Below are 23,385 nucleotides of genomic sequence, written 5' to 3' on the forward strand. Positions count from 1 at the left end.
CATGACGGAAGAGGAGTTCCGCCATCTGGAGCGGACGGATCAGATGCCGGTGCAGGAGAAGGGCTACCAGGGGCTGTCCCCCACGCGGCAGTACGCGGAGCGGTATCTCGGTAAGCCTGGGTACCTGGTCGAGTTCGCCATCGATCCTTCCGTGTCACTGGAGGACGACCTCTTCTCCTACACCGGCGTCCATGCGAAGCCCGAGGACGGGGTGATGTCCTACGGGTTGGCGAAAACCGCCACCCTGGCGCCGTGGGTGAAAGCCAAGCCCAAGAAAGGCACGCAAGGGTTCGCCCGACCCGGCGATGCGGTCCGGTACTTCAATCAGTGGCTCTCGGTGAAGCTCGTCACCTGGCGAGTTGTCGCCTGCAACGTCTGACACGGAGGAGACCGCAGTGCCGCACCACCCTCCGCGCCGAAGAAGCCTCCCGGGCTCGACCGGCCCCGTCGCCGGACCGGCTGGCAGGCAGCCCAGCCCCGCACTCGACCTCGCGACGACGACGTTCCGGCGTCCCGGCCCCGTGCGCCCGGACCTGTTCCTCGCCTACGCGACGCTTCCCCAACTGCGCACCGCGCGTCTTTCCGCCGGAACGGGCACCGAACTGGCCGCGGCGATCGACCGGAGGATCGCGGAACTCCTGACCGTCCACGGAATCACCGAGGCCCCGAACGCCCGACTCAATCCCAACTGGACGCCGGACGAACGGATCCTCACACAGCCGCGCCTGCCACCCCCTCACACGCTGCGGATCGACCCCGTCAGCCGCCGCATCTGGGAAGACGGCGCGCCCGACAACTCCTTCACCGGACTGGTGCACCTTCCCACCCGCACCATCCATCTGGTACCGCTGAAGCCGGCCGGGAGGTCGACCCCTTTCCCGATCGGCGGAATCGCCGACTACCGCGCCATGCCCGTCGTGCACACCGCCGGCGGCGGCCGGGGAGCGCAGGCCGTCAACCGAGCTGCCGACCAGGCCCGGGTGGAGGAACGGACGGTGGCGGAGCGGATCGCCGCCGGCCCGTCCCGACCCCCCACCGGGACCCCGAGCCACACCCAGCTCGCCGAGATCATCGGCCTGCAACAGGAGGACTGTGTGGGGTTCTCCGTGGCCCAAGGAGAAGACGGCTTGGTCAAGTCCTTCAACTGGACCTCGCGCTCGTCCAATTCCTCGCAGTTCTTCGTGAGCAACATCCTCAAAAAGAAGGAGGGCACCTCTCAGGTCTCCCGGAGCTGGGCCGAGTCCATCATGGAAACTCTCAACCGCGAATTCGGTGCGACCCCGGCACCGGAACCGGCCCCCTCCGCACCGCCGGCGAGCGCCCCTCCCCCTCCCCCACCCCCGCCTCCCGTCTAGGCGGTGCGGGCCTTTCTAGGCGGTGCGGGCCTTCTTGGCGAAGACAGCGGGGGTGAGCAGCGGCACCGGCGGCGACGGCGTTCCGGGGCCGGCGGTCGCGTGGGTGTGCGCGTTGAACGCGGCGAACATCGCCTGGCCCAGGAGCAGCGGCTGGGCGGTGGCGTCGCCGCCGAGGTTGATGGCGGGCGAGTCCACCGTCACCTCCGGCGCCTTCAGGAAGATCTTCGTCGATGACGTGACCTCGTAGTCCCCCTTCCCCGCCAGAGTGACGGCACCGCCCGGGGCCAGCGCGATCCGGAGGGTGGACCCTTCCTCGTCCAGGTCCACCACGTGCCCGGCGGCCGACCTGATCGTGACGGCCGCCGAGGACGAGGAGTCGTCCAGCACCACTTCATGGCCGTGCCCGGAGCGGATCACCCGTCGGCCGACTTCGCCTGCCTCCGCGTCCGTCCCGTTCTCCCCGCCGGGCAGGCGGCCCAGCACCACCGCGCGGTCCGGGTCACCCTGGACGAACGCGGCCAGCACCCGGTCCCCCAGGGCGAGGAACGGCTCCGCGGCCGTTCCCAGGACCTGGCACCAACCGCCGGGCTCCGCACGGCCGGACGCCGGGAACCGGAGCCTGACCCGGCTTCCGCCGTCCGGCTCCACCTCTGCCACCCATGCCTCGACGACGCTGTGGTTCGGCGACGTGCTGTCGGCGTTCATACGACCTCCTGCTGATCCGTTGCCCCATCGGGAGGGCGGGACGAGGCGACGCCCGGCGACGGCTACGGCCACCGACCCGCCCACCCGTGTCCCGGCTGTGGTGCCTCCGGGCGACCTGTCCTCATGTCGCGACATTCCGATGGTGCACGAATGGTTCGCTGGGCGCATGTGCGTGACCGCGCCGCACACAACGACCTGCGCGCGACGGAACCCTCGTTCCGCCGGTTCGGGTGACCTGACCGATCGGCCGCCCGCTGCCGGACGGCCCGAGCCACAAGGGTGTGACGCCCATGTCCCCGAATCCCCTGGCCCCTGGTGTCTACATCGACGAACTCTCCAGCGGCATTCACACGATCACCGGCGTGGGAACCTCCACCCCGGCGTTCCTCGGCTTCACCGTGAAGACCCCGGATGATCCCGCGACACCACGGCTGGTACGGAGCTGGACCGAATTCATTGACCTGTTCCACCACCAACCGGGGGTGACGCTGGACGCCCTGGAGAAAGAGCTCAAGAAGAGCACGGAATACCGCGAGAAGCTCGACCAGTCGCGGCAGGACGCCCAGGAGAAATTCAAGAGTCTGGCCGTGCCGAAGGAGCTCACCGAACCCGAATTCGACAAGCTCCTCGCCGTCCAGAACAAGCAGAAGAACGGTGACAAGCTCACCGAGGTGGACAAGAAGGTGGTCTCCGACTCCATCACGAAGCTCACCAAGTCCCTTGACGCCTATCTGTGCTGGGACGACGCGGTCAAGGCGTTCGTGGCGGCCAAGAAGCACGAGGACGAGATCCAGGAGGAATACTGGGCGATCATGCAGGCCCGACCGTCGTTCCTGCCGGACGCGGTGTACGGATTCTTCGCCAACGGCGGAACAGCCTGCTACATCGTCCCCCTCAGCCGCGAGGGTGACTTCAAGGCTGCGCTCAATGGCGATGATCTGAAGAGAACCGGGCTGGCCGGGCTGCGTACCCTGCACGACGTCTCGATGGTCACCGCCCCGGATCTGTGGATCGGCGCCCAAGGCGCACACGACAAGTTCGCGGAGCTGGTCGGCCTGGTGGTGGCCCACTGCTCCGACATGCGCAACCGGGTCGCCGTGGTGGAGCCGCCCCGCGACCTGAACAGCGAACAGGTGAAGACCTTCCTCGGTCTCCTCCCGTCGCAGGACACGACCGACGCCGAGTTCACCGCCCTCTACTACCCCTGGCTGACCGTCCTCGACCTGAACGGCGAGCGCTCGACCGTTCCGCCGTGCGGGCACATCGCCGGAGTCTGGGCACGGACCGACGCGGAGCGCGGGGTGTTCAAGGCTCCGGCCAACCAGAACCTCCGGGGCGTGCTGGAACTCCCCACTCTGCTGAGCGACGCGCAGCACGGCGAGCTCAACGAGCTGGGGCTGAACTGCATGCGGGTCCTGCCCGGGCAGGGGCTGCTGGTGTGGGGGGCGCGTACCCGCTCCAGGACCCGCGACTGGCGCTACCTGAACGTACGGCGCCTGGTCTGCTTCCTCGCCGAGTCCATCAAGCAGTCGTCCACCTGGGCCGTGTTCGAACCCAATGACCAGCGGTTGTGGGCCAGCCTCCGACATGCCGTCACCAGCTTCCTCACCGACCAGTGGCGGCAGGGCGCCCTGCTCGGCCGTACCCCGGCGGAGGCCTTCTACGTCACCTGCGACGACACCAACAACACGCCCGACACGATCGACGCGGGCAAGGTGATCTGCGCGGTCGGCGTCGCTCCTGTACGGCCGGCGGAGTTCGTCCACTTCACCCTCACGCAGATCACCGGCCAGCCGGCCCAGACCAGCTGACCCGCAAACCGAGGAGAGGAGTGGATCACGATGCTGACAGGTGACTCGTTCAGTGCCAACGCCTTCGCCATCGAGCTCGGCAAGTTCCAGGTGGAGACGGTCCAGGACGTGTCCGGGCTGACCCTGGAGCAGGACGTGGTGGAGGTGCGCCAGGTCTCCGCGACGGGGCAGCTGGTGGTGCGCAAGCAACCCGGTGCCCGGCGCAGCGGGGAGATCACCGTGACCAGGGGCATGGACAAGAGCAAGGCGTTCACGGACTGGATCAAGGCGACGCTGGTCAACGCCGATCTCGACAGTGCCCGGCAGAACGTCACCGTCTCGCTGATGGATGCGAAGCGGAACACGGTCAGACGCATCCACCTGGCGAACGCGTGGGCGTCACGGTGGACCGGGCCGACGCTGGGTGCCGCCGAGTCGGGGCCCGCCACCGAGCAGGTGACGATCACCTACGAGGACATCACCGTCGACTGACCGTTCGGTCACTCGCAGATGACCTGCCGGACGTCGAGGCCGACCGGTTGGCTGCCGGTCCGCCTCGGGGCGGCGGTGTCGACGATCACCAGCCGGCCGTTCCCGGTGTCGGCGACGTAGGCCCGTTCCTTCGCGGGGTCGGGGTGCGCGGCGACACCGGCGAGGCCGGCGCCGCTCGACACGGACCGACGGAACCGGCCGGTGGCGGCGTCGACGATGTGCAGGACCCCGCTGTTCTCGCCGGTCACCAGGACCCGGCTGCCGTCCGCGGTCACGGCGAGGTTCTGCGGTGCGGTCAGCCCGGTCCAGGGGGCACCGGCCGCCGCCGGCGCGCCGAGTCCCACTCCGGTGACCTCGGCGCTCCGGACGAGCCATGCTCCGTTCCCGTCCGGCCTCGCGGCCAGCACGCCGGCTTCCGTGACGTCGATGCTGCCGACCGGGGCCGGAGCGCCGGGATCGGTCAGGTCGACCAGGTGCACCCGGTGGTCCTCGGTGCTGACGTAGGCGTGACCACCGCCGGGGTGCAGGGCCATCGAGCGCGGACGGCCCCCCAGGTCGAGCCGGGCCCGGGAACGTTCGACCACTGTCGACGGATCGTCGGCGGGGAGTTCCCACACATGCAGAGCGCTGCCCGACGCACCGGCCGGGGCCAGCAGGTACAGGTGCCCGGGGCTGCCCGGGAGCAGGGCCAGGGCGGTGACCGGAACACCGACGGGAACGGTGGTGAGCAGTGCCGGTCTGTCGGCCGCGGTGAGGTCCAGGACCCACAGGACGCCGGTTCCACCGGCCGTGCTGCCGGCCGCGTAGGCCCGGTGGGGCGGCGACGGGTTCAGGGCGAACGCCGTCGGTGTCGCTCCCGTGCCCAGGTCCAGCGGCGCTCCGGTGGGTTTCGGTGCGTTCGGGGTGGAGAGGTCCAGGGCCCGCACCGTCGGTTGGGCTCCGGCACTGAGGACGTACCCGAACTTCCCGCCGGCGCGGGTCGCCAGGGCGCACGCGCCGGGAACGGACAGCTTCTGTCCGTCGTCGGTGCCGGACAGCCGGACCGGGATGACGTCGTCGCCGCACACCCGGTAGAGGTGCTCGCCGTCCGGGTGGGCCGCGGCGGCCTTGGGAGCCTCCGGCGGAGTGAGGGGCACAGGCGGGACGTCGAGCAGCACCGGGGGGCGGCGCAGCACGCTGATGCTTTTACTCTGGTGGCAGGCGACGTAGGCGTGCAGGCCGTCCGGGGAGCAGGTGACACCCATCGGGTCGGCCGGAACCGTCACGGCCGTCACCGGCCACGGGTCGGCGAGTCGCACCGTGTGCACGGCGGGCTTGCTCGCGTTCCGGTCGGTGACGCACGCGTACCGCCCGTCCGGAGTGCAGGTGACGTCCCACAGCCGGGATTCGGCGTCCCCCAGCGGCAGCTGCCTCACCTGGGTACCGCGGACCTCCACCGTGCCCGGTGTGTCGTCCGTCAGGAAGACGGGTCCGTCCGCGGAAAGGGCGGCCACGCCGTTGCACCCGCCTTCGGCGAGCGGCTCCTCGTCCGGGACGGCGTGAAGTGCTTTCAGCCGGTTGTCGGGGTCGAGGGTGACGGTGAACAGTTGCGGGGTCCCGCCGGACGGGCGGGTGGCGATGTGCAGGGTGCCGCTGCCGGAGGCCGCCACTGCTCGCGGTGCTGTCACCTTCTCCAGGTTGTCCAGGGCTGTCATCTGGGCGTCCGCCGCCTGCGGTACGGCGATGCCGTACACCTGGTCGGTGTTCTGCGAGGTGGCGTAGAGGTAGGTGCCGTCCGCGGAGAGGGCCAGCGATGCCCAGTTGTCCTCCTGTTTCGACGTCTCCAACCAGCACTCCAGAACCGACGACTCGCCGTCCAGGCTGAACTGGGCCACCGTGCCCGTCTTACTGCTCGACACGTACAGCCGCTGCCCGTCCGGCGACACCGCGATCCCGTGCGGCTGGCTCACCGCCCTCTTGGCGTCCTTGCCCTTGAGGTAGTGGTGCGTCCAGGTGTCGCCGTCGCTCCGGGTGAAGACCGAGACGGTGCGGTCGGCGGCCGGATGAGTGCCCCCGGCCTCGGAGTAGTTGGTGGCGTACAGCGTGGTCACCTTGCCGCTGCGGTGGACGGCGACCTCGTGCGGGCCCTGCAGGTGGGTGCTGTCCTTGGTGATGGACGCGCCCTCGTCCAGGGTCCAGGCCTCGCCCGATCGGCGCAGCACGCTGATGCGGCCCCAGTCGTCGCCCCACCCCATCCCCTCGGGGCAGTCGGAGACGTACAGGGTGTTGCCGTCGTCGGCGACCGCGACACCGACCGGCCTGGTGCAGCCGGTGACGGGCTTGGGAATGGTGGTGGAGCCGCTGGCGAGGTCGATGACCAGCAGGTCCTTCGCCGTCGGGCCGGTGCGGGAGTCCGCGACCAGGGCGTGCCGGCCGTCCGGGGTGACGGCGACCCCGCGGGGCTCGGTCCCCTGGGGCAGGGCGATCACATGGGTGGTGACGTGGTCCGTGTCGCCGAGCCGGTGGCCCGTTTCCGGGACGAGGGTGGCGAAGGTGCCGGTGTCGGGGCTCGTCACGCAGGCGAACGGTTCGCCGCCGGGGACGGCGCCGGTGGCGATCCCCCAGGGTCGGAGCGTGGCCGGTACGAGGGTGAGGGGTTTCGCGGGGCCTTCCTTGGCCAGCTCGGTGACCGTGACGTGGTTGGACGCCGAGTCGGCGGTGCAGAGCCACGTGTGGTCCGGTGTGACGGCGGCGGCCACCGGCCGCGAGTCCTTGCCGGTGTCGATGGTGCCGTCCTGGGCCGGCCCGGTGCGCAGGGTGAGCAGGTTCCCCTGGTCGGTCAGGTAGGCGTGGGCGCCGTCGGTGGCGAAGGCGACGTGGCTCGGTGTCGCGCCGCCGGCGAGGTCGCGCCGGTTGCCGCCGGCCGGACGGGTGGGGTCGGCGAGGTCGAGGAGGAGGGTGCTGACCCGCCCGGTGGTGCGGCTGGTGACGCAGGCGAGACCACCGTCCGAGGACAGGGCCAAGGCTGAGGGCCTCAGCACCACGGGCAGGACGACGGGTGCGCCGGGCAGCCCGGTGCCCGTGTCCAGCGCGGCCGCCCAGAGGCAGGCGGACCCCTGGCAGACGACGCCCAGCGTACGGCCGTTCCGGCTGACGGCAACCGACACGGGGTCGGCCTCCATCAGGACCGTTCGGATGACGCGCGGGGTACCCGCCGGGTCCACGACGGTCAGGCTCCCGGAGCCGTCGTCGAGCCGGCTCACGGCGTAGAGGAACTTCCCGTCCGGCGAGGCCGTCAGGTCCCGCACCGTCCCGGGCACGGTGTCCTGCAGGGGGAGCAGGGCGGGCTGCGCGGGGTCGGTGAGGTCGATCACGACGAGCGGCCTGCCCGCGCTGTCGGGTTCGGTGAGCGCCACCCCGACGCGGGTGGCACCGCTGCGGCCGGCCGCCAGGGCGAACGGCCGGCCGGGCACCGTGACGTGGCCGGTGGGCGCGGTGTCCCGGGCGTGGAACACCTGGACGAGGCGGTCTCCCGAGGACGCCAGGCACACGTGGTCGTCGTAGAGGTCCGCCAGCACCGCGCAGGCGCCTCGGGCGGCCCCGTAGGACTTGGCGTCGGAGGGTTTGTCGAGCGGGACGCAGGACAGAGCCGCCGTGGGCGCGGCGTGGTTGGCGGTGTGGGCGACGGCGCTCCCGGCGCCCACGGCGACCGCCCGGGGGTTGGTACCGGTCTTCGCCGTGGCGACGGTGGGGAGGCCCGTCTGCGGGTCCGGGGCCGCCACGATCAGGGTGTCGGAGGCCCAGTCCACGGCGAGGAGCTTCCCGGGAACGGCGTGCACGTCGGTCCCGTCGGTCCGGTCCGGGTCGGAAGGTGGTTGCATCGGTGGATCGCGGCCTTTCTGATTCATTGCCGGCGGGCCGAAGGGAGGGTCAGGGGGTTTCGGCGACGGTGACGTGGTGGCCGGTCGAGTAGACGGTCTCCTCGGGGCCGCAGTCGACGACGTCCACCTCCGCCGCGTTGGCGCTGGTCGGCGGGCGGACCTCGAAGAGCCGCACGATGTCGGCCCGGCCCACGCCGGGGACGTCCTCCAGGACGTGGTGCACCTCCCCGGCGTACGCGTGGCGGCCCAGCGGCCATCCGGCTCCCTGCGGGCCGCCGCGGACGGGGTCGAACCACCGGTAGAGCGCGCGTTCCGCGGCCTCGCCGAGCAGGGCGCGGTCGCGGTCGGTGAGGTAGTCGGTCGGCACCACCCGGGCCAGGACCTGGACGCCGCGGTAGCCCGGGGGGCTCAGCCACACCGGAACTCCCGGGGGCTGGCGGGCGTGCAGGGCGCGGCGGAGGGTGTCGTAGGAGTCCTGGGAGGGAGTCAGCATGTGGAAGGGGAACCAGCCGCGCCGGTCCGGGGTGACGAAGGGGATGCAGCGCAGGTGCACCCCGGCCTGGAGGGTTCCGCCGCTGGTGTCGGTGTAGCCGTCGACGCCCCCGGCGGATTCGGTGGTGCTGGTGACCCCGGCCACGCCGGCCACCGGGTGGGGCAGCCGGTTCACGGTGCCCGCCTTGACGCCGTTGCCCTTGGAACCGAGGGTCGTGCGGTAGTCGGCCGCCGAGACGAGAACACCCTCCGCCGGTACCGCGCCGTACTGCCGCTGAACGTTGTTCGGGTCCGGCACGGAGGGGCCGAAGTGGATGCGGCCGCTGCTGGGGTTGACCACCACCACGGTGTCCTGCGCGCCCCTTCCGGTGAACGACGGGACCGTGGTCCAGGGCTTCCCGTCCACCGTGACCGTCGGCAGGGGATCGCAGAGCGCACCTTTCAGCACACCGTCGTAGTACTGCCCCGGCTTGTGCACGGCCGGGCGGGACCCGGCCTTCTCGGTACGGTACTGCGAGGCCTCGACCTCCGCGGTGGTCCCGGTGTCGGCCGTCACCGTGTACGTGGTCGCCGGTTTGCCCAGGGGGTCGTCGATCTGGAGGACCAGCCATGACCCCGCGTCATCGGGGCAGTTCCCGTGGCGGGGTACGGCGTCCCCGGCCCGGGTGGCCGGGGGGTGGGTGTCCGGTCGCCAGTCCGGCGACGAGGACAGGTGGATCGGGTGTGCCAGCACCGTCGCGTCGCCGGGGAGGGCTTCCGGGACGTCACAGGCGTAGGCCGCGGGCGTGTCGGGGGTCCACCATGCGGTGCCGGTGCGGGGCAGGAACACCGACAGCGCCATCCGGTCCGCGGCCTTGACGGTGCGGTCCTGGTCCCGGGGCCGGACCCGCAGGGTTAGCTCCTTCAGCGGTTCGCCGGGCGGCAGGTGCACCAGGACCAGCACCAGGCGGCCGCCCGACCGGAACTCGCCACCCACCGGCCCGTTCGCCTGGTAGGAGCCGGTCACCGCCAGCGGGTCCGTGGCGCCCGTCGCCAAGGGGTCCAGCCGCAGGGCTGCCAGACCGGCCTTGAGGCCGGCGGCCCGCTCGGCCTTGCCGGTGGTGGTGAACACGATGCCGTCGGCCGTGGCGACCTCGGTGCCCGCGGCGACGCTGTCGGTTCCCGCGTCGAGGGTGAAGCGGACCCTGAGCTTCGCGGGGTCGGACAGCCGGTAGAGGTGGGCGGGGTCCAACGCGTCGTCGCCCGCCGGACGGACGTGGTGGACGCGGGCCATGCCCGCCGAAGCGGCGAGCGCCCGGTCCTCGTAGTCGCCGGGGACGACCGCCCGCTCGGGGACCGGCGAGCCGAGCGGGCGCCGGACGGCACAGTCCTGGAGGGACTCGGCCTCGGTGCCACCGGTGGCGGGGGCCGGATTGGTCACCGCGCAGATGTACGGCAGGGGCTTGCGCAGTGCGGTGACGGTGCGGGCGGCGACGTTCCCCACGGCTCCGCCTCCGGTGCGGTACCGGGGTGCGCGCACCAGGGCGCCGGCGGGCAGTGGCGCACCGTGCCGGCGCGGGCCCCGTTCTCCGGGCGTGTCGACGGAGAAGACGGCCTGTCCGGTACCGGGCACGAGGGTGAAGTGCCAATCCTCGGGGCCGGAATCGGCGAGCGAGGCGACCCAGGTCCAGGTCCGGCGGTGCCCGTCGCGTTCCGCCTCGATCACCAAGGGTTCGGTGGGGTGGAGCGTCGGCGGCCGCGCGAAGCACAGCCGCTCACCGGCCACGCCGGTGGCGGTTCCCAAGGCCTCGTCCACCACCGTGCTGCCCTGGACGGCGGCCAGCAGCGTGGTGAGGACCGGTCGGAGCACCACGCTCTTCAGCGGGTACACCAGGGGCCGCAGGTAGCGGAGCAGACCGACGTCGGCCAGCCGCCACACGGCGCCGGCCCCGTCCTCCGGGAGGATCCGGTCCACCGGGGCCGCGTGCGCCACCAGGAGGGCGGGCGCGTGCGTCGGCGGCATTTCCAGGGTGAACCGCGCCTCGCCCTGGGGGCCGGTGTCCTGTGCCACGACCCGGCACGGGGCCCAGCGGTCTCCCTGCCAGGCCTCCCACACCCCGTCGGACAGATCCACGTCCACGAGGTGGACCTGCGGATCCGGGGTCAGTTCCAGGGTGATGCGGGTGCCGGGCACGGCCCCGGACAGCACTCCCAGCAGGTAGGGCGGCTGGAACCCCGAGTCGCGAAGGTCCGGGAGACGGGCCTCCCGGACCGGTTCGGGGTCCGTGCAGAACGGCCAGTCACCGAAGTAGGGGAGGTTGAGGTTGAGGGGCGGCCCACCGAACGGGGTACCGGCCAGATCGAACCGGTCCTGTCTGCTCGGGTCCAGCGCGATCAGGACGCCCTCGACGACCCCGTCCCCGGCGGCCTGTTCCCCGAAGACGCCGGCTGTCAGCAGCACACACGGGTTGAGCACCCCGCCCTCCAGGGTGCTGAACACCACCGGCTCGCCTCCCCCCGCCGGCCGGGTCGCCACCTCGGTCCCGGCCGGGATCACCACCGGTTCCGGGGCGGGGGCGGAGAGCCGGAACTGCACCTCCGCGCGGGCCGGGACGGCCGGAAGCGGGCGGGGTCCGAGCAGACGCAGCATCCGGGCCCGGCGCTGGTCGGGGGCCAGGTTCAACCGGTCGCGCAGGGCCTGGGCCATGTCCGCGCAGGACTCCAGGAGTGCGTACCCCGGCTCGCCGCGGTCCTGTCCCGTCCAGGCCGGCAGGGCGGCCCGGACGGCGGTGGCCGCGGCGCCCGTGGTCTCTTCCCGTGTCCCGGGGTCGTACGGCAGCGGCGTGCCCCTCCCCGGGTCTCCGGTACTCCCCGCCGGGGGCTGCCATGCCGTCATGAGCCGACCACCACGGCGCGGAACGGGATGTGCGCGGGGCAGTGGGCCTCCACCAGACGGGTGAGCCGGGCCGTCAACGCGCTCTGGTTCTGCGTGCTGCCGGCGGTCAGGGTGACGGTGACCGCGGCGGCGGCCGGCGGGACTTCCGTACCCGTGAACACGCCCCCGGGGTCGTCCACCGACAGATGCCAGTCGTAGATCTCCTCGGCCTCCCGCAGCAGCGCCCGCGGGGTGCCGCGGCGGGCGTCCAGCCACGGGGCGAGGGCGACGGCGGTCCTGCGCCGGACCTCGTCCCAGTCCGCCTCGACCCGCGCGCCGGTGATCCGGACCAGCCAGGGCAGGCAGTCCGGCGGCGACAGCCACGGGTCGAAGACGTCCTCCAGGCGGTCGAGGAGGTACTCGGTGGGCGCCAGCGCCGCGCCCACGCCGCCGGCGAACGCCTGGACCACCGTGTCGTCGGCGTAGACCGACGGAAGTGCGAGCGGGCGGGGCGCCGATGCCCCGGCCCGGGCGACGGGCTGTTCGCTCACCGGCTGCCTCCGTTCTGCTCGTCGGCGACCGTGCAGTCGACGGCGGTCAGATGGACCAGCCCGCTGTCCGGCACGCCGATGACGGGTCGCACAGCGCCGTCCTTGTCCTCCACGGCGGCGTCGGCCACCTCACGGACCTCCGCGACGGCCGCCAGTGCGGTGTACACGTCGCCGGTCTGGACCAGCCGTCCCCACGGCCAGCCGCTGCCGTCGGCGCCCCCGGCCGTGGGGTGGAAGAAACGGAACAGCGCCTTGCGCACCGCCCGCTCGGCCGCCTCCTGTCCGGCGGGTGTGGCGTCCCAGGGGCGGACGACGACGGTCACCGAGAAGTCGGTGTAGTCCGGCGGGCCCACCCTGATCCGCTCACCCAGCAGCCGCACCCCCTCCAGTACGGCGCGGGCCTGTTCGACCTCGTCCCCCGCGGCGAGTTCCCGGTCCGTCAACGCGTGGTCCGCGGGAGCGGGCAGGGTGCCGGTCACCAGGACGCGCAGCGCGGCGTTCTCGCTGCGCCAGGCGGTGGCCTCGGTGCGGGGGCCCTGCATGAAGTAGAAGACTCCGCCGATGCTGACCACGGGTTTCGGGTCCCGGGTCAGGCGGGGCGGGAGCTGGGGGAACGCCTCGGCGATCAGCGACTGCACACCGCGCTCCGGCGTCGGGGTCAGGACCTGGTTCGCGTACGTGTAGCAGCGGTGGTGGAAGGAGTCGCCGCGGAAGAGGAAGATCCGGAACCCGCCGCCGGGCAGGGCCGTCGCGGTCACCGCGTGCACCCCGGTGGTGAACTCGGTGGGAAGCCCGGGGAAGACCGTGCCGATCGGCTGCGAGGCTCCGCCGGTCCACCCGCATTTGTCGGCGGAGAACCACAGGCGGGGGATGTCCGGGGCGAGGAACAGTACGGCGTCGAGCTGCTTCAGGGCGAACTCCGGCGGCGTGTCCTCGTCCCCCGGCCGGGGCGCGGGCGGAGGAGGCAGCGGCAGGATCGGGCCCGGATGGAAGACCGGGTCCAGCGGCACCCTGGTCCAGTGGACGCCCTGCGCGTCGGCGGTGTAGTGCACGGCGTACGTGGGATCGACCGCGGCGACGGCGCACGCCGTCACGGTGTCCGGCCGCCTGGGGGGCACCAGCGCCTCGGGGACCCGGGAGCCCGCCGGCCGGACGGTGGCGGTCGCCCGGCAGCGAACCACCAGTCCCGCCCGCTCCGCCAGCAGCCGCTCGTGGTCGGACACCGTCACGGCCCTTTGCAGCGGGGCCAGTTGGAGGCCGGCGAGGTCCACCGCCTGCCGCCAGCCCTGCGCGTCCTGCCCGTCGGCGACAACCGCCGCCACGACGGCGGTCATCGCCGGGCACAGCTGCGCCGGCAGCAACAGCACGGTGCCGACCGGCACATGGCCCCGAGCCCCCCGGTAGGCGGTGTACCGGGCGCGGACGGCCTCCCCCTTCCCCGGTACCGCTCCGGCCTGCCGCGGTCCGTCCTTCAGGGGCATCCGGGGGGCGAACACCACCTCGGCCGCGGTCTCGTCCCACAGGTAGCACGCCTCATCGGGCCGGGTGCGGGCGAAGCCGCCCACCGCCGGCCAGACGCTCCCTCCGACCGTGAGCTCCTCCAGCGGCGAGTACGGCGGGCTGTCCCCCGGTCCGCTCCACGGCCGCCTACCGGTGGCGAACCGCTGCCCCGACGTCCCGTCGGAGACTCCGAGTTCATCACTGATCCGCTCCGGCACCTCCACCGCCTCCACCGACACCCCCTCGTCGGCCGCGGGCACGGTGACCTGGCGGACGGTGGTCAGCACGAGGGCGCCGCGGCCGGGGACGGTCAGCGGGGTGCCGGCCGGCACCGTCGTCCGGGCGCCGCGGGAGCACAGCCGGACGGCGTAACGGGCCGGAGTCGCGGGCGCCGGACGGATCCCCATCAGCCGCAGCAGCCGCATCCGCTGGCCCGGGGTCGTCCGACCGACCCGGTAGAGCAGGGTGTCCACCCGGGCCGCGCAGGACTCCAGCAGGGTGACACCCGGGTCGGACACGTTGTGGTCGGTCCAGTGCGGAGCCCGGCCGGGCAGGGCGCGCTTGGCCGCGTCGACCATCGCCTGGAACGGCCAGTCGTCCAGATCGGGCACGGGGAGCCCGGGTTCCGCCGTCACGACGTCCCACCCGCCGCGGCCGGGACGGGCTCCTGGGGCAGGGTGTAAAAGGGGAAGACCAGGTTGCGGGGCTCGTTGGTGGCCCGCAGGCGGTAGCGGACGTCGATGTAGAGGACGCCCTCGCGCTCGCTGTCGGTGGCGAAGCCCAGGTCCTCGACCGTGATGCGCGGCTCCCAGCGGTCCAGCGCGGTGCGGACCGCGTGCTCCGCGCGGGCCACGGTTCCCGCGTCCAGCGGCGCGAAGAGCAACCGGTACAGGTCGCAGCCGAACTGCGGGCGCATCGGCCGTTCCCCCGGCACGGTGCGCAGGATGATGCCGATGGCCTCCTCCACGTCCAGGGCGCCCGAGGCCAGAGCGACCGTCCCGGACGGGGTCAGCCGGGCCGGGTGGCTCCAGCCGGCGCCGATGATGTCCGGTGTCGCGGTCGGGGGTGTGCTGTCCACTGCGGTGCTCCTCCTCGTGTGGCCCTGCGGGTGTCATCGGGGCGCCCGCCCCTACGTGCTGCCGCCGTTGCCGAGCCCGGCGTGCTGTTCGATCGATCCGGCCTCGATGCGCACGGTCCCGCCGCGCAGCACGAGCGTGCCATCGTCGCCGGCGTCCACCGTGACCGTCCCGCCCTCGCGCCCGTCGAGCCGCACCAGCACCTCGCGGCCGGGGTCGCCGGCGGTGAGGCTGATGCTGGTCTCCCCCCGGTCGAGGTGGGCGGTGAGCCGGCCGTCGCCGCTGCGCAGCCGCACTCCCCGCGGTCCGGTCTCGGTACTCAGCAGTTCCACCCGGTCGCCGGTGCGGGCGGCGATGGACCGCCGGTTCGCCCGCCCGCTGGTCGCGTCCACCAGTGGCAGGTCGTCCGGGCTGGGCTCGTCCTTGCCGTTGTAGAGCCCGCCGATCACGTACGGCCGGTCGAGCCGCCCGTGTTCGAAGGCCACCAGCACTTCGTCACCGACCTCCGGCACGAAGACGCCGCCCCCACCGAGCCCGCCCCACTGCACGGTGCGGACCCAGTCGCTCTGGTAACTCTCGGACAGCCACGGCAGTTTCAGGCGGACGGCGCCGCGCCTGCCCTGCCCGGGCTCGCGAATGTCGGTGACCTGGCCGACGGCGACGCCCCGGCTGCACAGCGGCGGCGGGGGCGGCACCACCGGCGCGGGCGGCGCGTCCACCCGGACCTCGGTGAGGTAGCCGTGCTTGCGGTCGTAGGTGTGCCGGCAGGAGGTGGCCGTGTACTGCCCCGTGAACGGCGCCCCCACCCCGCGCAGGGTGACGGGCCGGCCGGCCCGCAGCTGTGGGGCGCCGTCGGCCAGCGCCTCCAGTCGCATCGCGCCGGCGGCCGTCCGGTCGGCCAGGGCCCGGGCGGCGGCACCGGCCTGCTCGGGGAGCGAGTACGGGCCGGCGACCAGGAGCTCGGGGGTGCCGCCGAACACCTCGGCGAGATTGCCGGCGCTTGCCGAGGGGTGCACCTCCGGGCTGGAGAGCGCCGGTTCCCGCTCGGCCACCGGCGCTTTGGCGGCCGGGTCCCAGCCGGTGACCCGGACCCGGCTGACCTGGCCGACCGAGGACACCGCCGCCCGCAGGGAGCGCAGGTTCACCCCTCGCTGCAGGACGAACACGCTGCGGTCCGCCCCCGTGTCGGGCGAGGGGGCCTGCGCGGCGGGCCGCAGGGGACGCATCGTCACCATCTTGCCGTCCACGGCGAGGTGGAGGCCGCGCTCGTCGGCGAGATGGGTCAACAGCTCCCAGTCGGTGAGGTTGGGCTGTGCCAGGTAGGGGATCTCGGGACCGGTGAGACCGGAGGTGTCGGCGTCCAGGCCGTGGCGCCGGGCGGCCTCCTCCAACGCCGCGGCGAGGGTCCTCGGGCCGTCCGCCTCCGCTCGCCGGCCCCGCTCCAGGCGGTGCCCGCGATCGGTGGCGTGCACGATGGCGAAGGTTCCGGTGCGGTCCAGGGAGGCCTCCACCGCGGTGACCTCGCCGTCGAAGATCCGTGCGCTGGTGCGGTGACGGCCGGTCGACACGGCGACCGTCAGGGACCGGCCCACCTTCACGTCCGTCCGCTCGAAGAACCGGTGCTTGCCGTCGCTGTAGCGCAGCCGCGCCGTGGCGGGCGTGTTGACGGCGCTCTCCACGACGAGGTCCACGAGCCGGCTCTCCCACTGGTCCGGCAGCGGCTGCCCCTGGACCTCGATCAGCGGGCGCGCCTGGTGGGTCCTGGTCACCGGCCCTCGCCCACGTCCGCCGTCGGTGCGCCCGTCGTGGTGTCCAGGACCGGCAGGGCGAGCACCGTGCCCACGGGGATGCGGTCCGGGTCGTCGACGTCGTTGGCCCGGGCGATGGCCCGCCAGCAGGTGGCGTCGCCGTAGGTGTGCCACGCCAGGCTCGCCAGGCTGTCCCCGGCCACCAGGCGGTGGGTGGCGACCGGGCCGTCCCCGCCCGACGTCGGGTTCTGCCGGGGGGTGCGGCCGCCGACCTCCTCCAGGACCAGCGAGCACTCGGCACGCAGCGGCCTCCCGTCGGTGGAGAAACGCGTGTACGTCACGCCGACCCGGGTGACCAGGGCGAGGAACGCCGTGCTGCGTCCGTGTCCCCACTCCAGGCGCACCCAGGGTGCCGACGCGGTGTCCGTCGCCGCGGCCTGAACCGCCGGGGTGCAGCAGGCCAGCAGCTTCTCCGTCGCCTTCTCCACCCCGCTCCCGGGCCCCGGGGCGTCGAGGAACACCTCCAGGGTCATGGTCCGCGGCTCGGAGTACACGAACTGCGGGCTGCCGGCGGGGGCGTTCGAGGGAGCGCTGCGGTCCCAGTGGGCCTGCTTGTCGAGCGACACGCGGTCCGGGTTGAACTGCAGGGTGATCCGGTCGCGCTCACGTCCGACGGAACCGCCCTCGTCGGCCGGCGGCTCGTAGATCACCAGAACGGCACGGACGGGCGTACCCGGCAGCGGCAGGGCGGGCATGGGTCTCCCTTCGGCAACAGGTCGGCGGGACGGGCTCAGACGGTGACGTCCAGGAATCCGTCGTGGGTGATCTCCAGCGTCTCCCTGGCCGGCTCGGACACGTCGGCGGTGAACGAGGGGCCGTTCCAGCGCACCGGCAGCACACCGTCCAGCACCCACCGCACCAGGGGCCGGCGGTCCGGGCCCAGCGCGACGATCTGGCCGCGCATCCGGACCGGTTGGAGGACCTGGAGCTGCAGCCACGCCCACACCAGCGTGGTCTGCCGGTTCAGGGGCCGGCCCAGCACCACGTTGGTGTACCTCAGTCGGGTCGGGAGATGCCAGACGCGACCGTTCTCGCCGCCCTCGGCCCGCTCCTCGATGTCCATGGCGCAGCCCAGGCCGTCGCAGGAGGTGAACGACCCGAGGGCGTGGTCGCCGATGGAGAGCTGGAAGAGGGAGGTGACGGCGAACGGCTGGTCGCTCATGGCAGGGGCTCCGGGGCGTGGGCGGGACTCGGGCTGGGCCGGTTCGTGGGCCGGATGGGGCGGGACGGATCACCGCGGGGGGCGGTCGCCGCCCCAGGGCGCGTGCCCGCCCGGCGGTTCGGACCACGGGCGCCGGCCCTCCCCGTGGCCGGACGCCGGCCCGGCCAGGACGTCCGCGTGGACCTGGACGATGCGCCTGACCACCTCGGCGACCAGGGCCCCGGACACGGGGGGAGCGGCGCCGGAAGGACCACCGGGAGGAGAGCCGGGAGGCCGTTCCCGCGCCGGATCGGGCCGGTCGGGACGACTCCTCGGCACGGCGGCGGGAGCCGCGGGGAGGTCGGTGCGGTAGGTCTGCGGCCCGTGACCGGGGGACGGCCCCGCCGCGGCTGCCGGGTGGGCCGCCCCGGCGGCGCGGGCGGGGCCCGGGCCGGGCTCGGAGTACGGCCGCCGGTCCGGGGGGCTCGGTGGAGCACCGGATCGGGTGTCGCCCCTGAGGTGCTGCCGAGGGGCGTCCGTGGCCGGAGGTTGATGCGCCGTGCGGGCCGGGGAGAAGGGGACCGCGGTCAGGGGCAGGCGGTCCATCGGCGTTCCGACGGCAGCCGCCGCGCCGGGCGGCAGTGGCGGGCGTCCGGTCACGTCGCGCTCGGGCGCGTGCTCGCGGTCCGCCGGACCGTACCGGAACGCCGCCGGGCGCGGTGTCGGGGCCTTGGTCGAGGGTGAACTGCCGGGGCGGACAACGGGGGGAGCCCACCGTGGCGCCGGGCCGGTGCCGGGTGCCGGGGCGTGCTCCTGCGACGGTGGCAGGCCGCCGGCCGGAGCCGGGTCGGGCGCAGCCGTCCGGGCGCTGTCCACGCCACGGACCGGTCCTGGCCCTGGAACTGGCGCTGGAACTGGAACGAACGGGGCGAAGGGGAGCCCTGGTACCGGCTCCGGCCGAGGCCTGTGCGCCTCGGCCGGTCCTTGCCGCTCCCGCCCGTCGGCACCGGGGCGCGCGCTCCGGGCCCCGCCTCCGGGCGGGGAAGTGACGGGCTGGGGGGTGACCGACCGGGGGGTGACGGGCTGGGCGGGGCCGCCGGCCGGGCCGTGAGTCGAGGGAGGGTCCGTCGGCCCCACGACGGTCGACCGCACCGCCGGGTTCCCCTTCGACGGGACCGGCGGCACCGGCCGCGGCGGTGCCGCCCGCCCGGACGATGCCGGGCTGGGCGGGGCCGCGGGGACAGGCCCGGGAGCGGCCGGGCGAGGACGGCGCGTCAACGGCAAGGACCAGGAGGGCGGGAGGATCCGGCGCTTGGTCGGCGCTCCGGGGGCCGCGGGCCGGTGGGCGGGCGGTGCGGGGGCGCCGGGAACGGGGGCCTGCGCCACCGGGCGAGGCCCGATGGACCTTCGGCCACCAGCCGTCGGCAAGTCCCGGCGGCGAAGGCGGTCCCCCATCGCCCGCAGCGCCGCACGGACCGGATTCCCGGCCCCGCGGTCGGCGGCGGGCCGGGCACCGACGCGAGCGGACTGCGTCGTCGTGTCCCCGGCCGCCGCCGGGGACGGTACGTACTCCGGGCTCCCCGGCACGACCTCGACGTACGGAGGGGGCGGCAACATCAGGTCCGGTGGCCATGTGCCGTCTGCCGCGACCTCCGAGCCCACGACCGGAAGCACGGGCCGCCGGACGCACACCGGCACCGCTCGCGGAAGCAGCGTCGAGGCCGCGGTGACCAGCGGTGCGGGCCGCCAGGCCGCCAGGCCGTCCCGGAAGGACACCAGGTCGGTCACCGGCACCGGGAGCGCCCGGACCAGCGTGCGGCCTTCGGGTGCGGACCGGTCCCCGCCCAGGGGCGGGATGGCCGCCGCCCCCGGACGGGCCGCTTCCGGCAGCCGTCCCAGCAGACTTGAGAGCGCCCGCCTCAGCCGCCCCACGGTGGTGCTCCCCGCCCGGTCGCCGAGGTGTTGATCCGGACGGCCTCGGCCACCCACGACCGCCGTTCGCCGTGGGTGAGACCGACGAGGTCCGCGTACGACCAGTGGAAGTGGTGGGCGAGGTACGCGATTTCCTCCCGGGTCCGGCGCGCCGAGCGCCTCACGGTTCCCCCAGGCGCCCACCAGGGGCCGGTTCGCGCACCGCGAAGTGGGCACCGCACGAGGGACACGCCACCGCCCGGTGGTCGGGGCCGACGCCGTTGATCTCCAGGTAGAGGTCCTGGAGGTGGGCCAGATCGGCGGCGAAGAGCTCCTCCATCACTCCGGCGTGGATGTCCGGCAGGTCGCCGAGCCGGGTGACGACCAGGCTGAGCAGCACGATGCCGAGGTAGGCCGGGTTCTCCCGGACCCGCTGGTCCACGAGGGGGGCCAGCTCGTCGCGGGCCGTGGCCATCCGCATCCGGCCCCGGCGGTGGACCCGGCCGTCCGGCCCGACGTAGCCGTGCGGCAGTTCGAAGTCGAATTCGGTGCGCAGCCCGGCGGCCGTGCGGGTCATGGTCCCTCCCGGGGGTCGGGGCGCCGTCCCCGCCCGGCGCGGGGCGGTGCGGGGTCAGTCGACGGGGTCATGGACGTACTCGTGCACGACGAGACCGGCGGCGGCCTTCGTCGGCCACATCTCGACGACCGCTCGTCCCGCTTCGTCGCCCGCGGTCAGCACGGGTGATTCGACCTCCCCGTCGGTGCCGCTGCGGACCACCGCGGTCGCGCTCCCGCTGAAGGAGACCGTGTCGTCCGTCACGCGGAAGGCCACGTCCACCTTCGGAACCGGGGTGCCGAAGGCGTCGACCGCCCGCACCCGGAGCGGCTCGGGGAAGTCCTCTCCGGGCAGCGAAGACTGGCCCGCTCCCGAGAGGTAGACGAGGTGGTCGACCGGTCCGGCCTCGGGGCGCACGGTGATGCCGTTGAACGGGACGAGCAGGCCCTCGTCCTTCCATTCGGCGACCACGTCGCAGGGTTTCGGCCCCGCTTTCCTCGCCGTCAGCGAAGGACTGGTCGCCCTGCCGTCCGTGCCCGTGGTCGCGGTGGCGGTGGCCTTGTCACCGGGGAACCGCGCCTGGTCGTCCCGCACGGTGAACGTCACCGTGGCCCCTTGGTGCCCGGTGCCGTCGAGGGCGGTGACCCTGACGGACAGCCGGTCGGGGAACGTCCCGCCGACCGGCGCGCTCTGGTCCTCGCCCGACAGGACGGTCATCCGGTACTTGGACAGGGACGCCATCTCGCTCGTGCCCTCCAGGCCCACCCACAGGGCGCCGTGCCCGTCCGCGGCGATCCCCGACGGGCGGGTGTCGGAGTCGAAGGGGACGTACTTCGCCTCCGTCCGCCCCGGCAGGACGTAGCCCACCGCGCCCGCGGACGGCATGGTGAACCAGAGGCTTCCGTCGGCCATCGGGAAGAGCCGGTCCACCACCTTCCCGGTGTCGACGGGCAGGAAAGACCCGTCGTGCAGGTCGTGGCGGAGGATCGTGGACTGGTGGGTCGCGATCCACAGGAAGTCGCCGCCGGTCTCCGTGATCGCCAGGTGCTGCGGCACCACGTCGTCCGGGAGGGTGACGGGCGAACCGTCGAACTTCCCCGTCGCGGCGTCGTAGCTGACCACGGTCTTGGCCTCGGGGCAGCTCAGCCAGTACGTGGCGGGGGTCTTCGTGCCGATGGCGAGCCCGTACAGCGGATGGGTGTGGGGCTTGGAGGTGGCGACCTTTCCGCTGTCCGCGAGGACGAGGTCGCGTCTTCCCTCGCGGGTGCAGACGACCCGCTGGGCACCGTGGTTGTCCGCGCCGACGGCCATGGCCACGGCAGTCGCCGGTTCGAGCTTCTTCCGGTCTGTGTAGGCGCCCTCGGCCGTGCAGGTGACGACGTAGCCGGCTTCGGAATCGGTGGCGTACGTCCAGGCCAGACCGCCGGCCAGGGCCAGGGTGCGGGTCTTCCGGCCGGTCTGCATCGGGGCGAAGAGCTGGCTCTCGTAGAGGCCGGAGGGGGTGAAGGAGCCGAACTCCGCGTCGGGCGTGACGAACCAGATCGTCCCGTCCCCCGGGTGGTAGGCGATGGCAGCGGGGTGGGCCGATTTGGTGAGGCTGTGGGCGTTGGCGGTCATCAGGGCTTCACCGTGAGGGTCTTCGAGACCGCCTTCTCGGCTGCCGAGTACTGCATGATGAGCGTGACGTCCTTGGTGGCGGTCCTGATCCTCGGGAAGAGGGCGACACCGCGCTGGTTGGTGTGGACGACTCGCACGAGGCCGCCGCTGCCCTGGACGAACGTGGCACCACTGGCTTTGTCGATGCTGCAGGTGATGGGGATCCCAGGGGTGTCATGCCCGTCGATGACGTACTGGGCGATCATGGGAATGTCGACGACCTTGTTCTTGTCGGACGTGGTGGCGGCGCCTTCTTTGATCTCCACGAGTTCCGCGGCGGCGGTGGCAACTTTGATCGCGTACTGGCCGATCGAGCACTTCGCCGGGTCGGTGAACCACAGTTGCTTCTTCTCGGCGTCGACGAACAGGCCTTCGGCCTCACTGCCCTTGTCCAGGTCGGGGCTCGGCAGGGTGGTGACGCCCGGGTCTTTCTTGAAGCAGTAGATGGCGCCGGCGGCCGCGGCCCAGATATTGCCGTCCGGCCCGAAGGCCAGCTGCCGGGGTTCGTGGTCCAGGGTCTTCGAGGAGGTCCACGATCCGTCGGAGATGTCGTACCGGCACACGCGGTTCGGGTTTCGCGTACCCACCCAGACAGCCGTGGAGTCGGTGATGACGTGGATGGGAACCTGCGAGTTCTGGTTCGGATCCGGGTCCGGAAGTGGAATGCGCTGCCAGGGCTTGCCGGACTGCCCGGGGGTGAAGGTGTAGAGGCCGTTCTTCTTCCGCAGGAAATTGCCCGTCGTGGACACCTGGCCGGTGGCCCAGTAGGTGTAGTTGTTGACCGTCTTGTCCACGCTGACGGCCACCGACCAGAGCCAGGTGTCGAAGTCGTCCCCGTTCGGAAGCTGGTGGGTGCTGGGCTGGCCGGCCTCCCCCACCTTGACGTAGCCGACCCGGCGGTGGACCGGCTCGGCGAAGAACACGTAGTAGATCGGGGTGTTGTAATTTTCCCCCGGATCCGGGACGACGGACGGGTTCCAGGCGTAGGGGACCTCGTCGAGGTGTTCCCCGCTGCCGTCGATGGTCGCGCTGAGCCTCTTCACTTCCTTGGTCAGCACCGCCCAGGTGAGGGTCTGGGCCCGGGCGTCGTCGTCGAGTTTGTGCTGGCTGGTCTCGGCGCACTTCACGACGTCCCATTCGTAGATGGGATCATAGTCCTGCTCGTGGGCGGGCGAGGCGTACCAGAGGATGTTGCCTCCCTCCGGGACCATCACGATGCCCGCCGAGAGCAGACCTGCCGTCTCTTTGTTGTCCTGGGCTTCGGGATTATCCGGATCCACCTGCATGAGCCTCTTGTTGTGCGTCGTCACCCAGAGGTTGCCGTCAGGGCCCAGGGTGATCGAATGGGGCTTCGGTGCCGGAGTGCCCTTCAGCAGCGTCTCCGGTGGGTAATTGGTCATGAAGGTTCTCCTCGAACCGGCCAACAGAAAAGGGGAGTTGGCCTGAAGGGTGGATTCCGCACCCGGGTGGCGCGGCGGGCAGCGCCACTGTAGGAGAACCGCTGTCGACGCCGCGCGGAGCAGCGGTGACACCTCGGAAGTTTTCATGCGAACAGCCTCATGCCCCAACCGTTTCGGCCCGGCGGCCGCCATCCGGCGGCGACACACGCGAGGGGGCGGGGTCCGACCGGTCGGACCC

17 protein-coding genes are annotated in these 23,385 nt (G+C 72.9%); 4 read left to right on the top strand and 13 right to left on the bottom strand.

Annotation, left to right across the window (positions count from 1 at the left end):
• Position 1 precedes the first annotated feature (1 nt).
• Positions 2-379 (top strand): hypothetical protein, encoded by a 378-nt coding sequence (locus tag ACWGKU_RS22630; RefSeq protein ID WP_401054600.1) that lies wholly within the window; start codon positions 2-4, stop codon positions 377-379.
• Between the two features lie 142 nt (positions 380-521).
• A complete protein-coding gene (locus ACWGKU_RS22635; RefSeq protein WP_452178671.1) occupies positions 522-1,355 on the top strand; it encodes a hypothetical protein in 834 nt (277 codons plus the stop codon).
• 15 nt (positions 1,356-1,370) lie between these two features.
• On the opposite strand, the gene ACWGKU_RS22640 is transcribed toward ACWGKU_RS22635, so the two are convergent.
• Positions 1,371-2,060: a phage baseplate assembly protein V gene (locus ACWGKU_RS22640; protein WP_401049461.1), complete on the bottom strand. Its 690-nt coding sequence runs from the start codon at positions 2,058-2,060 to the stop codon at positions 1,371-1,373.
• A 290-nt stretch (positions 2,061-2,350) separates the two neighbouring features.
• Between ACWGKU_RS22640 and ACWGKU_RS22645 the strand changes: the two genes are divergently transcribed.
• Positions 2,351-3,871 carry a phage tail sheath C-terminal domain-containing protein gene (locus ACWGKU_RS22645; RefSeq protein WP_452178672.1) on the top strand — a complete coding sequence of 507 codons (1,521 nt, stop codon included), beginning with the start codon at positions 2,351-2,353 and terminating at the stop codon, positions 3,869-3,871.
• A gap of 30 nt (positions 3,872-3,901) precedes the next feature.
• The gene (locus ACWGKU_RS22650) at positions 3,902-4,342 is read left to right on the top strand and encodes a phage tail protein (protein WP_401049464.1); all 441 of its coding nucleotides are present in this window, start codon (positions 3,902-3,904) and stop codon (positions 4,340-4,342) included.
• 8 nt (positions 4,343-4,350) lie between these two features.
• Here the strand turns inward: ACWGKU_RS22650 and ACWGKU_RS22655 are convergent, their stop codons facing one another.
• From ACWGKU_RS22655 to ACWGKU_RS22710, 12 genes are all read right to left on the bottom strand, one after another.
• On the bottom strand, positions 4,351-8,202 hold the full coding sequence (locus tag ACWGKU_RS22655) for a beta-propeller fold lactonase family protein (RefSeq protein ID WP_452178673.1): 3,852 nt from the start codon (positions 8,200-8,202) through the stop codon (positions 4,351-4,353).
• Positions 8,203-8,251: 49 nt separating this feature from the next.
• Positions 8,252-11,569, bottom strand: a complete 3,318-nt coding sequence (locus tag ACWGKU_RS22660) for a putative baseplate assembly protein (RefSeq protein WP_452178674.1) — start codon at positions 11,567-11,569, stop codon at positions 8,252-8,254.
• The gene (locus tag ACWGKU_RS22665) at positions 11,566-12,099 is read right to left on the bottom strand and encodes a phage tail protein (protein ID WP_452178675.1); all 534 of its coding nucleotides are present in this window, start codon (positions 12,097-12,099) and stop codon (positions 11,566-11,568) included. Before ACWGKU_RS22665 ends, ACWGKU_RS22660 begins: the two co-directional genes overlap by 4 nt.
• A complete protein-coding gene (locus tag ACWGKU_RS22670) occupies positions 12,096-14,234 on the bottom strand; it encodes a hypothetical protein (protein WP_452191542.1) in 2,139 nt (712 codons plus the stop codon). Before ACWGKU_RS22670 ends, ACWGKU_RS22665 begins: the two co-directional genes overlap by 4 nt.
• Positions 14,231-14,677, bottom strand: coding sequence for a GPW/gp25 family protein (locus ACWGKU_RS22675; protein ID WP_401047200.1), 447 nt, complete (start codon positions 14,675-14,677; stop codon positions 14,231-14,233). The genes ACWGKU_RS22670 and ACWGKU_RS22675 overlap by 4 nt, the downstream gene beginning before the upstream one ends.
• A gap of 51 nt (positions 14,678-14,728) precedes the next feature.
• Complete coding sequence (locus ACWGKU_RS22680; RefSeq protein WP_452178677.1) at positions 14,729-16,444, bottom strand: VgrG-related protein; 1,716 nt, start codon at positions 16,442-16,444, stop codon at positions 14,729-14,731.
• Entirely contained in the window at positions 16,441-17,178 is a 738-nt protein-coding gene (locus ACWGKU_RS22685; protein WP_401054726.1) for a CIS tube protein, read from the bottom strand. The genes ACWGKU_RS22680 and ACWGKU_RS22685 overlap by 4 nt, the downstream gene beginning before the upstream one ends.
• Positions 17,179-17,213: 35 nt before the next feature.
• On the bottom strand, positions 17,214-17,645 hold the full coding sequence (locus tag ACWGKU_RS22690) for a phage tail protein (RefSeq protein WP_401054724.1): 432 nt from the start codon (positions 17,643-17,645) through the stop codon (positions 17,214-17,216).
• Positions 17,646-19,543: 1,898 nt separating this feature from the next.
• Positions 19,544-19,720: a DUF6760 family protein gene (locus ACWGKU_RS22695; protein ID WP_401056713.1), complete on the bottom strand. Its 177-nt coding sequence runs from the start codon at positions 19,718-19,720 to the stop codon at positions 19,544-19,546.
• Complete coding sequence (locus ACWGKU_RS22700; RefSeq protein ID WP_452178678.1) at positions 19,717-20,112, bottom strand: hypothetical protein; 396 nt, start codon at positions 20,110-20,112, stop codon at positions 19,717-19,719. The genes ACWGKU_RS22695 and ACWGKU_RS22700 overlap by 4 nt, the downstream gene beginning before the upstream one ends.
• A gap of 54 nt (positions 20,113-20,166) precedes the next feature.
• A complete protein-coding gene (locus tag ACWGKU_RS22705; RefSeq protein WP_452178679.1) occupies positions 20,167-21,708 on the bottom strand; it encodes a hypothetical protein in 1,542 nt (513 codons plus the stop codon).
• The gene (locus ACWGKU_RS22710) at positions 21,708-23,294 is read right to left on the bottom strand and encodes an NHL repeat-containing protein (RefSeq protein ID WP_401054486.1); all 1,587 of its coding nucleotides are present in this window, start codon (positions 23,292-23,294) and stop codon (positions 21,708-21,710) included. Before ACWGKU_RS22710 ends, ACWGKU_RS22705 begins: the two co-directional genes overlap by 1 nt.
• Between the last annotated feature and the right edge of the window lie 91 nt (positions 23,295-23,385).

The organism is Kitasatospora sp. NPDC054768 (assembly GCF_053612025.1).

Coding starts and splice junctions, on each gene's coding strand:
- ACWGKU_RS22630 (WP_401054600.1), top strand. CDS start 2: ATGACGGAAGAGGAGTTCCGCCATCTGGAGCGGACGGATCAGATGCCG.
- ACWGKU_RS22640 (WP_401049461.1), bottom strand. CDS start 2,060: ATGAACGCCGACAGCACGTCGCCGAACCACAGCGTCGTCGAGGCATGG.
- ACWGKU_RS22645 (WP_452178672.1), top strand. CDS start 2,351: ATGTCCCCGAATCCCCTGGCCCCTGGTGTCTACATCGACGAACTCTCC.
- ACWGKU_RS22650 (WP_401049464.1), top strand. CDS start 3,902: ATGCTGACAGGTGACTCGTTCAGTGCCAACGCCTTCGCCATCGAGCTC.
- ACWGKU_RS22655 (WP_452178673.1), bottom strand. CDS start 8,202: ATGCAACCACCTTCCGACCCGGACCGGACCGACGGGACCGACGTGCAC.
- ACWGKU_RS22660 (WP_452178674.1), bottom strand. CDS start 11,569: ATGACGGCATGGCAGCCCCCGGCGGGGAGTACCGGAGACCCGGGGAGG.
- ACWGKU_RS22685 (WP_401054726.1), bottom strand. CDS start 17,178: ATGCCCGCCCTGCCGCTGCCGGGTACGCCCGTCCGTGCCGTTCTGGTG.
- ACWGKU_RS22690 (WP_401054724.1), bottom strand. CDS start 17,645: ATGAGCGACCAGCCGTTCGCCGTCACCTCCCTCTTCCAGCTCTCCATC.
- ACWGKU_RS22700 (WP_452178678.1), bottom strand. CDS start 20,112: ATGACCCGCACGGCCGCCGGGCTGCGCACCGAATTCGACTTCGAACTG.
- ACWGKU_RS22705 (WP_452178679.1), bottom strand. CDS start 21,708: ATGACCGCCAACGCCCACAGCCTCACCAAATCGGCCCACCCCGCTGCC.
- ACWGKU_RS22710 (WP_401054486.1), bottom strand. CDS start 23,294: ATGAAAACTTCCGAGGTGTCACCGCTGCTCCGCGCGGCGTCGACAGCG.